The organism is Pseudomonas sp. nanlin1 (assembly GCF_045571515.1).
Lineage (GTDB): Bacteria > Pseudomonadota > Gammaproteobacteria > Pseudomonadales > Pseudomonadaceae > Aquipseudomonas.
The window spans coordinates 1,108,652-1,123,005 of sequence record NZ_CP124218.1 but is presented as its reverse complement, the minus strand read 5'-3'; the positions used below and the strand labels follow the sequence as shown (position 1 = coordinate 1,123,005).

The following is a 14,354-nucleotide window of genomic DNA, read 5'->3' as shown; positions in this document are numbered from 1 at the left end:
AAGGGTTTTCGCGAGCAAGCTCGCTCCTACAGCGGGTTGGGTGTACCTGTTTAAATAGCCGCCAATTTCTGCGCTGCAGCGCGCAGGGTGTCCTCACGCTTGGCGAAGCACAGGCGTACCAGGCGCTGTTCAGCGATGGGGTTCTGGTAAAACACTGACACCGGGATCGTGGCGACTCCGTGCTCACGGGTCAGCCACAGCGACATCTCCACATCGTTCAAATCAGGGCGTATCTGCCCATAATCGACCAACTGAAAGTAGGTGCCCGGCGTGCGCGTGAAGGTGAAGCGCGAAGGCGCCAGCAGGTCGCAGAACAAATCCCGTTTGGCCTGGTAGAACGTTGGCAGCTCTTCGACGTGCTCGGGGTTGCTCGCCATATAGTCGGCCAACGCCCACTGCAAAGGTGTGACACCGCAGAAGTTTACGTATTGGTGGACCTTGCGCAGTTCAAGGGTCAAGCCGGGTGGCGCAACCACATAGCCAGTCTTCCAACCAGTGACATGGTACGTTTTGCCAAACGAGCTAACTACAAAAGCGCGCCGCAACAGTTGTTCGTGGGCCAGTACGCTGGCGTGCTGCACACCATCAAAAATCAAGTGCTCATACACTTCATCGCTGATCAGGTAAATATCCCGTTCGCCAATCAGTGCAGCCAGGCGGTCAAGGTCGGCCCGGCTGATCAAGGCACCGCTGGGGTTGTGCGGGCTGTTGAGGATTATCAGGCGGGTACGATCGCTGATCGCATCGCTGAGCTTCTGCCAGTCGATGGCGAAGCCGTCAGCGCTCAGCTGTACGTGCACGCAACGGCCCCCAGCCAGTTCGACCGAGGGTTCGTAACTGTCGTAGCAGGGGTCGAACACGATCACCTCATCGCCCGCCTGCACCACCGCCTGCACCGCACAGAAGATCGCTTCGGTCGCCCCTGGAGTAATGGTGACTTCGCTGTCGGGGTCAATGGCGACGCCGTAACTGCGAGCGATCTTCGCCGCAACTTGCTCACGCAGGCTTTGCAGGCCAGTCATGGGCGCGTATTGGTTGTGGCCTTGGGCGATATGGCGGCCTACCGCCTCGAGCAGCCCTTGAGGGCCGTTGAAGTCGGGAAAGCCTTGGGAGAGGTTCAACGCACCGGTCTGTGCAGCTAATTGCGACATGGTGGTGAAGATGGTCGTGCCGACATTCGGCAACTTGCTGCTGATCATGGGCCGGTCCTGAAAAGTGATGCGGCAGGATAGCCCATTGGCAGCGCTGGGGAAAAGATCAGGCGCGCCCCCTGGCAGAGCGCCAGGGGGCTGAAGATCAACGCTTGTCGCGGCGCTTTTTGTCAGCCTTTTTGTGGTGCGACATCAAGCGACGCTTCTTGTTGACCTGGCGGTCAGTCAAGGTGTTCTTATTGCCTTCGTACGGGTTCTCGCCGCCTTTGAACTCGATACGGATCGGCGTGCCGACCAGTTTCAAGACACGCCGATAGGTGTTTTCCAGGTAGCGCACATAAGACTTCGGCACCTTCTCCACCTGGTTACCGTGGATCACGATCAACGGCGGGTTGGCCCCGCCCAAGTGGGCGTAGCGCAGCTTGATGCGGCGGCTATTGACCATCGGCGGTTGGTGCTCTTGCACCGCGTCTTCGAGGATCTGGGTCAGGCGGTTGGTCGGCCAGCGAGTGATGGCTGACTTGAACGAAGCCTGCACCGAGGCATACAGGTTGCCCACGCCGGTGCCGTGCAAAGCAGAAATAAAGTGAATGTCGGCGAAGTCGACGAAGAACAACCGACGCTCCAGCTCGATCTTCACGAAGTCACGCTCGCTGGGCTGCATGCCGTCCCACTTATTCAGAGCGATGACGATGGCGCGGCCGGTCTCCAGGGCGAAGCCCAGCAGGTTGAGGTCGTGGTCGACCACCCCTTCCCGGGCGTCCATGACGAAGATCACCACGTTGGCGTCTTTGATCGCTTGCAGGGTTTTGACCACCGAGAACTTTTCTACTTCCTCATGGATCTTGCCCCGCTTGCGCACCCCGGCGGTGTCGATCAACGTGTACTTCTCGTCGTTGCGCTCGAACGGGATGTAGATGCTATCGCGGGTCGTACCAGGCTGGTCGTACACGATCACTCGGTCTTCGCCAAGCATACGGTTGACCAAGGTCGACTTGCCGACATTGGGGCGACCGATGATGGCGATTTTGATGCCATCCTTTTCGCTCGGGCCAGGGATGCGTAGCGCCTCTTCACCCTCAGCGACGTTCTCCAGGTCGACTTCTTCTTCGTCGCGGGGGAACTCGCTCAAAGCGGCTTCCAGCAGCGCGTTGATCCCGCGCCCCTGGGCACCGGCGACTGGAATGGCATCGCCCATGCCCAGCGGGGCGAATTCGGCGCGGGCCATTTCCGGGTCAACGTTGTCGACCTTGTTGGCCACCAGTAACGAACGCTTGTTACGTTTGCGCAAATGCTCGGCAATCATTTGGTCAGCGGCGGTAAAACCCGCGCGCGCGTCGACCAGAAACATCACGACATCAGCTTCTTCGATGGCCAGCAGCGACTGCTCGGCCATCTTTTCGTCCATGCCGTGTTCGTCACCGGAAATACCCCCGGTATCGACCAAAATATAGGAACGCCCTTGCCAGCGCGCCTCACCGTATTGGCGATCACGGGTCAGACCAGACAGGTCGCCGACAATCGCGTCGCGGCTCTTGGTCAGGCGGTTGAACATGGTGGACTTGCCGACGTTCGGTCGGCCCACCAGGGCGATTACGGGAACCATGCGGCTCTCCACTGCGTTATTTCAGAAAATACAAAGGCCGCTGCAGGCAGCGGCCGAAGTTCGAAGCGCCCGGTGAGGGGCGGCTTCAGGCCCTATAGGCCTGAAGCATAGTCAAAACCTTACTTGATGGTCAGCGCTACCAATTTGCCGCTGTTGCCATACAGGTAAAGGGTGTTCTCAACCACCAGTGGGCGAGCGCGCAGCCCGTCGCTGTCGATCCGCTCACGGCCGACAAAACGGCCATCTACCTGGCTCAACAGGTGAACGTAGCCTTCCATGTCACCGACAGCCACATAACTGGAGAACACTTCCGGTGCCGACAATTGGCGGCGCGCCAGGGAGTCGTTGCTCCACAGGGCGGTGGTCGAGCGTTCGTCCACGCCTTCTACGGTACCGCTGGCCAGGCTGATGTAGACGCTGCCGAAGCCTTGGGCGACACCTGCATAGCTGGATGCATCGCGCTGCCAGAGCACGCGACCGCTTTCCAGGTCGATGCCGGCCATACGGCCTTGGTAGCTGGCCACGTAAAGCGTGCCACCGGACAGCAACAAGCCGCCGTCGATGTCCACTACCCGATCCAGCTCGGAACGGCCCTGGGGCACGGCCACACGGGCTTCCCAAACCGGTACGCCGTTGCTGATATCCAGCGCGACCACTTTACCCGTGGACAGGCCCGCAATCGCCAGGCGATTGGTTGCCAGAGGCGCGCCGGTACCGCGTAGGGTCAACACCGCTGGGGTGCTGTCATACTGCCAACGCTGAGCGCCAGTGGCCGCGTCCAGGCCGATCAAGCGATCGTCCTGGGTTTGTACCACCACCACGTCGCCATTGCTGGCCGGTGGCGCTAGCACTTCGCTGGTGACCTTGGCTTCCCATTTTTTCTCGCCAGTGGCGGAATCCAGGGCAATCACGTCGCCGCGCAAGGTACCGAGCATGACCAGGCCATAGCCTACGCCAACCGCACCGGACACCGGCAGCTCCAAGTCCTGCTTCCAGACCACGTCGCCGTTGTTGCGATCCAGGGCCATGACCACACCGGTCACGTCGGCCGCAAAAATGTGCTCGCCCTCGACGGCGGGCACCAGCATGTTGTAGGTCTCGCCCTGGCCATCGCCAATGGAGCGGCTCCACTGCTTCTGCAACACCACTTCTTCTTTGAAGTCGGTGAGTTCGGCCGGTGGTAGTTCCTTCTTGCTGTTGCTGCTGCAACCCGCGGCCAACAAGGCCAGGGCCAGCAATGCTGCATGTTTCCAACGGATCACGTCACGCATCCCCTTTGGCCAGGTCGTCGAGCTTGATTTGCAGGCCACCGACCGCCGCCTCATCGGACAACGCGGCCTTGGCCTTCAGGTATGCAGCATGGGCGTCGTCACGGCGGCCCAATTGGGCCAGCAGGTCACCCTTGAGCTCTTCCCGACTGGCCACATAGGCCTTTTCGGTATCGCCTTCCAGAAGTTTCAAAGCCTCATCGGCTTTGTCTTGCGCAGCCAATACCTGCGCCAGGCGCTGGCGGGAGATCTCGCCCAGGGTCTCGTCTTTCGGTTTGTCGACCACTGGGCGCAGCTCGTTGGCCGCGTCGTCCAGCTTACCGGCATCCACCGCGACCTTGGCCACGAACAGGCTGGCGTACTGCGCGTAGGCGCTACCGCCGTACTCGTTCTTCAGCTTGCCGGCCAGGTCGGCGACGGCGGCAGGGTCGGGTTTGCCGTTGGGCGTCAGGGCTGTTTCCAGCAATTGCTGGTACAGGCTGGAAGCACCTTGGGATTGGCTGGCCTGATACTTGGTCCAGGCTTGCCAGCCAAACACGATCACCAATGCCAGCAGGCCACCGGTTACCAGCGGCTTGCCGTTGCGCTGCCACCAGTCCTTCAGTTCGCCCAGTTGTTCGTCATCGCTACTCGACACCCCAATACTCCTATTCTCGCAAATACTTGCTTCAGCCCTGCACGACGCAGTTCGCCAGATGCGCATGCAGCGCATCCCAGGCAATGTTTTGTTGTTCGCCCTGGCCACGCAGGGGTTTGAAAGCTACCACGCGAGCCGCCAGCTCGTCGTCGCCCAGGATCAGCGCATACAAAGCGCCGCTCTTGTCGGCCTTCTTGAACTGGCTCTTGAAACTGCCGCCACCGGCGTTGACCTGCAAACGCAGGTTGGGCAACTGGTCGCGCACTTGCTCGGCCAGCGCCAACCCGGCCAACTCGGCCTGTTCACCGAATGCACACAGGTAGACATCGACCTGCCGGCCAATGGATTCAGGCACCTGACCGACTGTTTCCAGCAGCAGGATAAGCCGCTCGATGCCCATGGCGAAGCCGACGCCGCTGGTGGGCTTGCCGCCCATCTGCTCGACCAAGCCGTCATAGCGCCCACCAGCACATACGGTGCCTTGGGCGCCCAGTTGGTCGGTGACCCACTCGAATACGGTCTTGCTGTAGTAGTCCAGGCCGCGGACCAACTTGGGGTTGACCACATAGGGGATGCCGGCAGCGTCCAGGCGTGCCTTCAAGCCGTCGAAGTGTACACGGGACTCTTCATCGAGGTAGTCGGCCAGTTTCGGCGCATCCACCAGCAGGGCCTGGGTCTCGGGGTGCTTGGTGTCGAGCACGCGCAGCGGGTTGGTTTTCAGGCGGCGCTGGCTGTCTTCGTCCAGTTGCTGCAAACGGGCGCTGAGGAACTCCACCAACGCCTCGCGATAGCGGCCCCGGGCTTCGCTGGTGCCGAGGCTGTTGAGCTCCAGCTTGACTGCATCGCGCAAGCCCAACTGGCCCCACAGGCGCCAAGTGAGCACGATCAGTTCGGCGTCGATGTCCGGCCCGTCCAGGTTGAACACTTCGCAGCCAATCTGGTGGAACTGCCGGTAACGGCCCTTCTGCGGGCGCTCGTGGCGGAACATCGGGCCGTTGTACCAAAGTTTCTGCACCTGACCACCGCCGGTCAGGCCGTGTTCGAGCATGGCCCGGACACAGGCGGCCGTCCCTTCGGGGCGCAAGGTGAGGGAGTCACCGTTGCGGTCTTCGAAGGTGTACATCTCTTTCTCGACGATGTCGGTGACTTCACCGATGGAACGCTTGAACAGCTCAGTGAACTCGACGATGGGCATGCGGATCTGCCGATACCCGTAGGTATCGAGCAGCCCGGCGACGGTGCCTTCGAAGTAGCGCCAGAGGGGCGTCTGCTCTGGCAGGATGTCGTTCATGCCACGAATGGCTTGCAAAGTCTTGCTCACAAAATGTCCTTGGTTACAGTTAGCCGCGGGCGATCAGCGCCGCGTCGGCTTCGACCTTCTCGGCCGCCCTCTGGCGAATCAGCCTTTCCAGCTGGTCCACCAGGTTATCGTTGGTCAGTTTCTGCGCCGGTTTGCCGTCGATGTAGATCAGGTTGGGGGTGCCGCCGGTCAGGCCAACATGGGCCTCCTTGGCTTCGCCCGGCCCGTTGACCACGCAGCCGATCACCGCAACGTCCAAGGGCACCAGCAAGTCTTCCAGGCGCCCTTCCAGCTCGTTCATGGTCTTCACCACATCGAAGTTCTGCCGCGAGCAGCTCGGGCAGGCGATGAAGTTGATACCGCGCGAACGCAGGCGCAGGGACTTGAGGATGTCGTAACCTACCCGCACCTCTTCGACCGGATCGGCCGCCAGAGAAATACGAATGGTGTCGCCGATCCCGTCGGCCAGCAGCATACCTAGGCCTACGGCAGATTTCACCGTCCCTGAGCGCAAACCACCGGCTTCGGTGATGCCCAGGTGCAGCGGTTGAATGATCTGCTTGGCCAGCAGCCGGTAGGCTTCGACGGCCATGAACACGTCGGACGCTTTTACGCTGACCTTGAAATCCTGGAAGTCGAGGCGCTCCAGGTGGTCGACATGGCGCATGGCCGACTCCACCAGCGCCGCCGGAGTAGGCTCGCCGTATTTCTTCTGCAGGTCTTTTTCCAGGGAACCGGCGTTGACCCCGATGCGAATCGGGATACCGCGGTCGCGGGCCGCGTCGACCACGGCGCGTACTCGGTCTTCTCGGCCGATGTTGCCGGGGTTGATGCGCAGGCAATCGACCCCGAGCTCAGCGACGCGCAGGGCGATGCGGTAATCGAAATGGATATCCGCCACCAGGGGGACGCTGACCCGTTGCTTGATCCGGCCAAACGCCTCGGCCGCGTCCATGTCCGGGACGGATACCCGCACGATATCGACGCCCGCGTCGACCAGACGCTGGATCTGGCCCACGGTGGCGTCGACGTCGTTGGTATCAGTGTTGGTCATGCTCTGTACCGAGATCGGCGCATCACCGCCCACCGGTACCGAGCCAACCCAAATTTTGCGCGATACGCGCCGTTTGATCGGGGATTCACCGTGCATGACTTATTGCCCCAGCTTCAGGCGAGCGGTTTCGCCAGAGGTGAATGGCGCCAGGTCTACGGCCTGGCCATTGTAGGTCACCTGCGCGCCACGGGCGTAACCCAAGCGCACCGCAAACGGCGGTTTGCCACTGAGCTGCGCGGTGTCGCCCTTGCGTTTGAGGCCGCTGAGCAGCACCTTGCCGGTAGCATCGGTGACTTGAGTCCAGCAATCGGCGACGAATGTCAGGCCTACCTGGCCGGCACCGGCCACCGGGGCGGCTGTTTGCGCTTCCGTGGGCAGCGGTGCCGGAACCGCTGGCGTAGGAGTAGGCGTGGTTGCCGGAGTATGAGCAGGGACTGGCGCGGCGGTGACCGCCGTGCTGGTGTTTGGCCCAGGTGCGCTGGCAGGCGGTGTGGTCGCCGGGGTGCCAGTGGTCGCGGGGTCGACCGGCGCTTGGCCCTGACCCAGGCTCAGTTGAGTAGGCTCGCCCTCTTTGGCCGCGACCACGGCCTGATCTTCAGGCTCGTCCAGGGGGTGGATCTGGGTGGTGCCGTCGGCGCTTTCGACCTCGACATGCTCCATGGCCAGGCCGGCTTGGTCTTTGCTACGCAGGTTGGCCTGGTCTTGCCACCAGAAAAAGCCGCCGCCGATCACCGCCACCAACAGCAGTAGGCTGACGATGCGCAAAATGTTGTGGGAAAGGCGCACCGGCTCTTCGATGCGGCCCAGGCCGTGCACGCTGCTGCCTTGGGAGTTGGTCCCGGTCATGTGGTCGAACCCCTGCACCAGAGCGGTCTGGTCGAGGTCGAGCAGCTTGGCGTAGGCACGAATATAGCCACGGGCAAAGGTATGCCCTGGCAACTTATCGAACGCGCCCGCTTCCAGGTTGCTCAGGGAAACCTGGGTCAGGTTGAGCTTCGTCGCCACTTCGGCCAGGGTCCAACCTCTGCTTTCACGAGCCTGCCGCAGGGTTTCACCGGGGTTTACGCGAGTCGCTGCTACAACTTCGGGATGCGCCGCTTTCATCATTGCTCCGACAGGTATTGCTGATATTCCGGCGTACCGGGATAGAGTCTTTTCAGTTGCAAGCCGTAACTGGCTGCCTTGTTCTTGTCTTCGTATATCTTCGCCAACCGCACGCCCAAGAGTAAGCTTCGGGCATTCTGTTCACTGAGCTGGCTGAAGCGGTCGTAGTAGTCCTTGGCGGGTACATATTGCCTGTCAGCGTAAGACAATTCTGCCATTTCCAACAACGCCCGCGGCTGCTGACGGTTGAGCCGCAGCGCGCGCTCGAGGTGTTGCCGCGCCTGCTCTTTGTCACCAAGGGCCAGGCTGGTCATACCGAGGTTTTCAAACACCCGCGAGCGCTCAGGATACAGGTTATCGGCCGCCGCTTTCTCAAACATCTCATAGGCTTCCTGATAACGCTTCTGCTCGAACAGGAAACCGCCGTAGTTATTGCGAATACGTGCGTCGTCGCGGCTGGACAGCGCCTTGCGAAAGGCTTTCTCAGCGGCTTCGGGTTCACCTTCAGCCTGAAATACCAGCGCCAGCGCGGCGTTGGCGTCCGGGTCCGAGGCGTCCAGCTCCAATGCCCCTCTGAGCGGCACCTTGGCGCGTTCGGTATTGCCTTCCTTAAGGTAGCCCAAACCCAATTGCACGTACGCTTTGCGCGCCTCTTCGCGGCCCTTGCCGGTGTCCATCGGGTTGACCTTGCCCGTCGAAACGCAGCCTGATAACAGGCCGACAACTAGAACCAGCAGCGCAGCGCGCAGGGGCATGAAGTTCCTCTCTGAGTCAGTTCCGATTGACGGTGCCAAGCGGTATTTCGCTGTCGGCATTGAGCTGCCGAACGGCGATGTAGCGCTCGCTGCGGCGGGTGCGATCCAGCACCTGCCCGACCAATTGCCCGCATGCGGCATCAATGTCTTCGCCACGGGTAGTGCGCACCGTGACATTGAAACCGGCCTGGTGCAAATGATCCTGGAACCTGCGTATTGCATTATTGCTCGGACGCTCGTAACCCGAGTGGGGGAACGGGTTGAACGGGATCAGGTTGATCTTGCACGGCACCGTCTTGAGCAGCTCGGCCATCTCTACGGCATGCTCGAGGCGGTCGTTGACGTCTTTGAGCAAGGTGTACTCGACCGTCAGCACGCGTTTTTCACCCAGGGATGACATGTAACGCTGGCAGGCCGCGAGCAACACTTTAAGCGGGTACTTCTTGTTGATCGGCACCAGTTCGTTGCGCAGGGCATCGTTGGGCGCGTGCAGCGACAGGGCCAGGGACACGTCGATGTGCTTGGCCAGTTCGTCGATCATGGGCACTACGCCAGAGGTGGACAGGGTCACCCGGCGCTTGGAGATGCCGTAGCCGAGGTCGTCCATCATCAGGTGCATGGCCGCGACCACGTTGTCGAAGTTCAGCAGTGGCTCACCCATGCCCATCATCACCACGTTGGTGATGGCACGGTCGACGGTCGCCGGGACACTGCCAAAAGATTTGTTGGCAATCCACACCTGGCCGATCACTTCGGCGGCGGTGAGGTTGCTGTTGAAGCCTTGTTTGCCGGTGGAGCAGAAGCTGCAATCCAGCGCACACCCAGCCTGGGACGAGACGCACAACGTGCCGCGCTTGCCCTGGGGGATGTAAACGGTCTCGACGCAGCTGCCGGACGCCACGCGCACCACCCATTTACGGGTGCCGTCGGTGGAAATGTCCTCGCTGACGACTTCAGGACCGCGAATTTCGGCACAAGCCTTGAGCTTTTCGCGCAAGGCCTTGCCGACGTTCGTCATGGCGTCGAAATCATCGACGCCAAAATGGTGAATCCACTTCATGACCTGACCGGCACGAAAGCGCTTCTCCCCGATCGAGTCGAAGAACTTTTCCATTTCCGGTTGAGTCAGGCCCAACAGGTTGGTCTTGCCGATAGATGCAGTCATGGTTTCACCTTCACTCATTCGGCTTAGCGAATGCGTGCGCAGACTTCGGTAGCTGCGAAGAAGTAAGCGATTTCGCGGGCAGCAGCGGCTTCGGAGTCCGAACCGTGCACAGCGTTGGCGTCGATGGATTCTGCGAAGTCAGCGCGGATGGTACCGGCAGCGGCTTCTTTAGGGTTGGTAGCGCCCATCAGTTCGCGGTTTTTGGCAATGGCGTTTTCGCCTTCCAGGACCTGAACCACAACTGGGCCGGAGATCATGAATGCAACCAGCTCGCCGAAGAAACCACGGGCGCTGTGCTCAGCGTAGAAGCCTTCAGCTTCGGCTTTGGACAGTTGCTTCATTTTCGAAGCGACGACCTGCAGGCCGGCCTTTTCGAAGCGCGAAACGATTTCGCCAACGACGTTTTTAGCGACAGCGTCAGGCTTGATGATGGAGAAAGTACGTTGAACAGCCATTTGAAACTCCAGAAACTGTGAGTGAAGCGAAAAATTAAACCCGCGAATTATACGCGGGTTCCTGTGTATTGCCTAACCGCAAGATAGGTTTAGTCGAGCTCTTCGATCCATGCCGAGACAATTGCTTCAAGAACTTTCTCGCCACCGCGCTCCGGTACATCGTCAAAGTCCTTGAGCAACATCACCTGGTTGCGCAGCTTGACGAAATTCACGACCCGGGGGTCGAAGTCAGGCATCTGTTCGTGCAACTGGATCGCAATTTCCTGCACATCCGTCCACTTCATGCTCATACCGTCCACCTTTGATCAGTGCGGCGCTTCGGCGGCATGGTTAAGCGAGTACTTGGGAATTTCAACCGTGAGGTCTTCATTTCCGACGACTGCCTGGCAGCTCAGGCGCGACTGTGCTTCCAGCCCCCAGGCCCGGTCGAGGTAGTCTTCTTCCAGCTCATCGGCTTCTTCAAGGGAATCGAAGCCCTGGCGGATCACGCAATGGCACGTGGTGCAGGCGCATACGCCACCGCACGCACTTTCGATCTCGATATGGTGGTCGTGGGCGACCTCAAGAATCGACTTGCCCGGCTCGACCTGCACCACCAGCCCGTCCGGGCAATGGGTGGCGTGGGGCAGAAAAGTAATCTGCGGCATCAGTTATTCCTCAATCTCATTCAGGTTGCGCCCCGCCAACGCGGCTTTCACCGTCGAATCCAGGCGGCGGGCGGCAAAAGCATCGGTAACCTGGGACAAACGCTTGGTCTGCTGCTCAATCGCTGGGCCGTCGGCGCCCTTGATCAGTTCACGCAATTCATCCATTTGCAGGCCAATGGCCAAGCGCTCATCTTCATCGAGCAAGCGCTCGCCGTCCGCTTCAAGGGCCCCCTCAACGGCTTCGAGCAAACGCTCGGCGTCGACCTGATGCTCGCGCAACTGCCGCGCCACCTTGTCGTCGCCCGCATACTGGAAGGAATCCTTGAGCATCTTTGCCACTTCGCCGTCGGTCAGCCCGTAGGACGGCTTGACCTGAATGCTCGCTTCGACGCCAACCCCCAACTCCCGCGCCGAAACACTGAGCAGGCCGTCGGCATCCACCTGGAACGTTACGCGAATCTTCGCCGCACCCGCGACCATCGCCGGAATGCCCCGCAACTCGAAACGCGCCAGGGAGCGGCAGTCGCTGATCAACTCGCGCTCGCCCTGCAGCACATGAATCATCATGGCCGACTGGCCGTCTTTGTAGGTGGTGAATTCCTGCGCACGCGCCACGGGAATCGTGGTGTTGCGCGGGATCACTTTTTCCATCAGCCCGCCCATGGTTTCCAGGCCCAAGGATAATGGAATGACGTCGAGCAACAGCAGCTCGCCGCCATCGCGCTTGTTACCGGCCAGGGTATCGGCCTGGATAGCCGCGCCGATGGCAACCACTTGGTCGGGGTCGATATCGGTCAGGGGCGCACGCCCAAACAATTCGGCCACAGCGCTGCGCACCCGTGGCACGCGGGTCGAACCGCCGACCATGACAACAGCGGCGATGTCTTCGAGCTCGACGCCCGAGTCGCGCACCGCACGGCGGCAAGCTTTCAGGCTGGCCGCTAGCATTGGCGCGATCAGGCCGTCAAAAGCCGCGCGGGTCAACGGCGCCGACCAGTCGCCATACACCACATCAACCTGCTCAGTCTCGGTTAGCGCCTCTTTGGCGGCACAGGCTACTTGCAGCAACTGGCGCTGGGCACCGGGGCTTAGATCCACGGAAAGGCCGGCTTGCTCGACGATCCAACCAGCGATGGCATGATCGAAATCGTCGCCACCCAGGGCGCTGTCGCCGCCGGTAGCCAAGACTTCGAACACGCCGCCAGTGAGGCGCAGAATAGAAATATCGAAAGTGCCGCCGCCCAGGTCATAGATGGCGACCAGGCCTTCGGCATGCTGGTCGAGCCCGTAAGCGACCGCAGCCGCCGTGGGCTCGTTAAGCAAACGCAAGACATTCAAACCGGCCAGGCGCGCGGCGTCTTTGGTGGCCTGGCGCTGGGAATCGTCGAAATAAGCCGGCACGGTAATTACCGCACCGACCAGTTCGCCGCCCAGGGCTTCTTCGGCGCGCTGACGCAGCACTCGCAGAATCTCGGCAGACACCTCAACAGGGCTTTTCGCGCCCTGCACGGTGTCAATGAACGGCATGTGCGACTCGCCACCGACGAAACGGTAAGGCAGTTGCTCGCCCAATTGCTTGACGTCTTGCAGGCCACGGCCCATCAGGCGCTTGACCGACAACACGGTATTGAGGGGGTCGCTGGCAGCGGCTGCTTTAGCGGCAGCGCCGACTTCGACGCGGTCGGCGTGATAGCGTACGGCAGACGGCAGGATGACCTGCCCCTGCGCGTCAGCCAGGGTTTCGGAGAGACCACTGCGTAATGCAGCGACCAAAGAATTGGTAGTGCCCAAGTCGATGCCAACCGCCAGACGACGCTGATGGGGCTGGGGACTTTGGCCGGGTTCGGCGATCTGCAGTAGGGCCATGCTTATCTGAATATCAGGCGTGCGGCCGGAGCAGCACTGGGTTAATCGTCGAGGCGCTCTTCGAGCTGGCGCACTTCGTAAGAAAGCTTGTCGAGGAACTGCATGCGCCGCATCAGGCGCTCGGCCTGCTCGCGTTGCGCTGCATCGTCCCAACAGGCGGCGAAGCTGTCGTTCAGTTCATCCTGGGCACGCTTGAGGCGCTGCTTGAAGGTGGCAACGCCCGCCAGGTCGGCGGCGCTTTGCAGGTCTTCCAGCTCTTCGCGCAATTGCATCTGCTGCAGCAGAAACTCAGGGTCGTGCACCGTGACTTCCTGGGGCACTTCCTGGCCTTTGATGGACAGCAGATAACGTGCGCGCTTGGGCGCGGCCTTAAGGGTCTGGTAGGCCTCGTTCAAACCGGCCGAGCGCTCCAGCGCCACCCGCTGCTCCCGCTCGGAAGCGTCGGCAAAACGGTCCGGATGGACTTCACGGGCAAGTTCACGATAACGCGTGGCAAGCTGTTCGAGGTCCAGGCGAAAACTCGGCTGAAGATCGAACAGCGCAAAATGACAAGGAGTACCCACGGCCAGCCTCAGATGTTGAAGCTTTCGCCGCAGCCACATTCGCCACGTACGTTAGGGTTATTGAACTTGAAGCCTTCGTTCAGGCCCTCGCGGGCGAAGTCCAGCTCGGTGCCGTCCAGGTAGACCAGGCTCTTGGGATCGATGATCACCTTTACGCCATGGCTCTCGAACACTTGGTCTTCGGCAGCAGGCTCATCGACGAACTCCAGCACGTAGGCCAGGCCGGAACAGCCCGTGGTACGGACACCCAAACGGATACCGTCGCCCTTGCCGCGCCCCTCGAGGGAACGCCGGACATGGTTGGCAGCGGCTTCTGTCATGCTGATAGCCATCGTGACTCCTTACTTGCCCGCAGGCAGTGAACGTTAGAGCAAACCTTTCTTCTGCTTGTAGTCCCGCACCGCCGCCTTGATGGCGTCTTCGGCGAGCACCGAGCAGTGGATCTTCACCGGCGGCAAGGCCAGTTCTTCGGCCAGCTGAGTGTTCTTGATGGTTTCCGCTTCGTCCAGGGTCTTGCCCTTCATCCACTCAGTGGCCAGGGAGCTGGAAGCGATGGCGGAACCACAGCCGTAGGTCTTGAACTTGGCATCTTCGATGATGCCTTGCTCGTTGACCCGGATCTGCAGGCGCATCACGTCACCGCAAGCGGGGGCGCCGACCATACCGGTGCCGACGTCTGCATCCTCGGCATCCATCTTGCCGACGTTGCGTGGGTTTTCGTAGTGGTCGATGACCTTTTCGCTGTAAGCCATGGTACTTAATCCTCACTCATCAGAGAGTCGC

16 protein-coding genes are annotated in these 14,354 nt (G+C 60.9%); all 16 read right to left on the bottom strand.

Translation table 11 applies throughout. From position 1 onward, the window contains the following. Positions 1-50: 50 nt before the first annotated feature. Positions 51-1,199, bottom strand: a complete 1,149-nt coding sequence (locus QCL65_RS05295; RefSeq protein WP_407315240.1) for a pyridoxal phosphate-dependent aminotransferase — start codon at positions 1,197-1,199, stop codon at positions 51-53. Between the two features lie 97 nt (positions 1,200-1,296). Further along, entirely contained in the window at positions 1,297-2,757 is a 1,461-nt protein-coding gene (der, locus tag QCL65_RS05290) for a ribosome biogenesis GTPase Der (protein WP_407315239.1), read from the bottom strand. A gap of 119 nt (positions 2,758-2,876) precedes the next feature. Continuing rightward, positions 2,877-4,028: an outer membrane protein assembly factor BamB gene (gene bamB / locus QCL65_RS05285; RefSeq protein ID WP_407315238.1), complete on the bottom strand. Its 1,152-nt coding sequence runs from the start codon at positions 4,026-4,028 to the stop codon at positions 2,877-2,879. After that, entirely contained in the window at positions 4,021-4,662 is a 642-nt protein-coding gene (locus tag QCL65_RS05280; RefSeq protein WP_407315237.1) for a YfgM family protein, read from the bottom strand. Before QCL65_RS05280 ends, bamB begins: the two co-directional genes overlap by 8 nt. A 31-nt stretch (positions 4,663-4,693) precedes the next feature. Then, positions 4,694-5,983, bottom strand: a complete 1,290-nt coding sequence (gene hisS, locus QCL65_RS05275; protein WP_407315236.1) for a histidine--tRNA ligase — start codon at positions 5,981-5,983, stop codon at positions 4,694-4,696. Positions 5,984-6,002: 19 nt separating this feature from the next. Beyond that, positions 6,003-7,112 carry a flavodoxin-dependent (E)-4-hydroxy-3-methylbut-2-enyl-diphosphate synthase gene (ispG, locus tag QCL65_RS05270; RefSeq protein WP_407315235.1) on the bottom strand — a complete coding sequence of 370 codons (1,110 nt, stop codon included), beginning with the start codon at positions 7,110-7,112 and terminating at the stop codon, positions 6,003-6,005. A gap of 3 nt (positions 7,113-7,115) precedes the next feature. Further along, the gene (locus tag QCL65_RS05265) at positions 7,116-8,120 is read right to left on the bottom strand and encodes a RodZ domain-containing protein (protein WP_407315233.1); all 1,005 of its coding nucleotides are present in this window, start codon (positions 8,118-8,120) and stop codon (positions 7,116-7,118) included. Beyond that, positions 8,120-8,875, bottom strand: a complete 756-nt coding sequence (pilW, locus tag QCL65_RS05260; RefSeq protein WP_407315232.1) for a type IV pilus biogenesis/stability protein PilW — start codon at positions 8,873-8,875, stop codon at positions 8,120-8,122. Before pilW ends, QCL65_RS05265 begins: the two co-directional genes overlap by 1 nt. Positions 8,876-8,891: 16 nt before the next feature. After that, positions 8,892-10,040: a 23S rRNA (adenine(2503)-C(2))-methyltransferase RlmN gene (gene rlmN, locus QCL65_RS05255; protein ID WP_407315231.1), complete on the bottom strand. Its 1,149-nt coding sequence runs from the start codon at positions 10,038-10,040 to the stop codon at positions 8,892-8,894. Positions 10,041-10,063: 23 nt separating this feature from the next. Beyond that, positions 10,064-10,495, bottom strand: a complete 432-nt coding sequence (gene ndk, locus QCL65_RS05250) for a nucleoside-diphosphate kinase (protein WP_407315230.1) — start codon at positions 10,493-10,495, stop codon at positions 10,064-10,066. A gap of 89 nt (positions 10,496-10,584) precedes the next feature. Continuing rightward, positions 10,585-10,785 carry a Fe-S cluster assembly protein IscX gene (gene iscX / locus QCL65_RS05245; RefSeq protein WP_407315229.1) on the bottom strand — a complete coding sequence of 67 codons (201 nt, stop codon included), beginning with the start codon at positions 10,783-10,785 and terminating at the stop codon, positions 10,585-10,587. A gap of 15 nt (positions 10,786-10,800) precedes the next feature. Beyond that, a complete protein-coding gene (gene fdx, locus QCL65_RS05240) occupies positions 10,801-11,142 on the bottom strand; it encodes an ISC system 2Fe-2S type ferredoxin (protein WP_407315228.1) in 342 nt (113 codons plus the stop codon). A gap of 3 nt (positions 11,143-11,145) precedes the next feature. Next, the gene (hscA, locus tag QCL65_RS05235; RefSeq protein ID WP_407315227.1) at positions 11,146-13,008 is read right to left on the bottom strand and encodes a Fe-S protein assembly chaperone HscA; all 1,863 of its coding nucleotides are present in this window, start codon (positions 13,006-13,008) and stop codon (positions 11,146-11,148) included. 41 nt (positions 13,009-13,049) lie between these two features. Next, positions 13,050-13,571 carry a co-chaperone HscB gene (hscB, locus tag QCL65_RS05230; RefSeq protein WP_407315226.1) on the bottom strand — a complete coding sequence of 174 codons (522 nt, stop codon included), beginning with the start codon at positions 13,569-13,571 and terminating at the stop codon, positions 13,050-13,052. 8 nt (positions 13,572-13,579) lie between these two features. After that, on the bottom strand, positions 13,580-13,903 hold the full coding sequence (gene iscA, locus QCL65_RS05225) for an iron-sulfur cluster assembly protein IscA (protein WP_407315225.1): 324 nt from the start codon (positions 13,901-13,903) through the stop codon (positions 13,580-13,582). Between the two features lie 33 nt (positions 13,904-13,936). Then, a complete protein-coding gene (iscU, locus tag QCL65_RS05220; protein ID WP_043186545.1) occupies positions 13,937-14,323 on the bottom strand; it encodes a Fe-S cluster assembly scaffold IscU in 387 nt (128 codons plus the stop codon). Between the last annotated feature and the right edge of the window lie 31 nt (positions 14,324-14,354).

Excerpts from the sequence above, each read along its gene's own strand:
- iscA (WP_407315225.1), bottom strand. The coding sequence starts at position 13,903 with ATGGCTATCAGCATGACAGAAGCCGCTGCCAACCATGTCCGGCGTTCC.
- bamB (WP_407315238.1), bottom strand. The coding sequence starts at position 4,028 with ATGCGTGACGTGATCCGTTGGAAACATGCAGCATTGCTGGCCCTGGCC.
- der (WP_407315239.1), bottom strand. The coding sequence starts at position 2,757 with ATGGTTCCCGTAATCGCCCTGGTGGGCCGACCGAACGTCGGCAAGTCC.
- QCL65_RS05265 (WP_407315233.1), bottom strand. The coding sequence starts at position 8,120 with ATGAAAGCGGCGCATCCCGAAGTTGTAGCAGCGACTCGCGTAAACCCC.
- rlmN (WP_407315231.1), bottom strand. The coding sequence starts at position 10,040 with ATGACTGCATCTATCGGCAAGACCAACCTGTTGGGCCTGACTCAACCG.
- ndk (WP_407315230.1), bottom strand. The coding sequence starts at position 10,495 with ATGGCTGTTCAACGTACTTTCTCCATCATCAAGCCTGACGCTGTCGCT.
- fdx (WP_407315228.1), bottom strand. The coding sequence starts at position 11,142 with ATGCCGCAGATTACTTTTCTGCCCCACGCCACCCATTGCCCGGACGGG.
- ispG (WP_407315235.1), bottom strand. The coding sequence starts at position 7,112 with ATGCACGGTGAATCCCCGATCAAACGGCGCGTATCGCGCAAAATTTGG.
- QCL65_RS05295 (WP_407315240.1), bottom strand. The coding sequence starts at position 1,199 with ATGATCAGCAGCAAGTTGCCGAATGTCGGCACGACCATCTTCACCACC.
- iscX (WP_407315229.1), bottom strand. The coding sequence starts at position 10,785 with ATGAGCATGAAGTGGACGGATGTGCAGGAAATTGCGATCCAGTTGCAC.
- hscA (WP_407315227.1), bottom strand. The coding sequence starts at position 13,008 with ATGGCCCTACTGCAGATCGCCGAACCCGGCCAAAGTCCCCAGCCCCAT.
- iscU (WP_043186545.1), bottom strand. The coding sequence starts at position 14,323 with ATGGCTTACAGCGAAAAGGTCATCGACCACTACGAAAACCCACGCAAC.
- pilW (WP_407315232.1), bottom strand. The coding sequence starts at position 8,875 with ATGCCCCTGCGCGCTGCGCTGCTGGTTCTAGTTGTCGGCCTGTTATCA.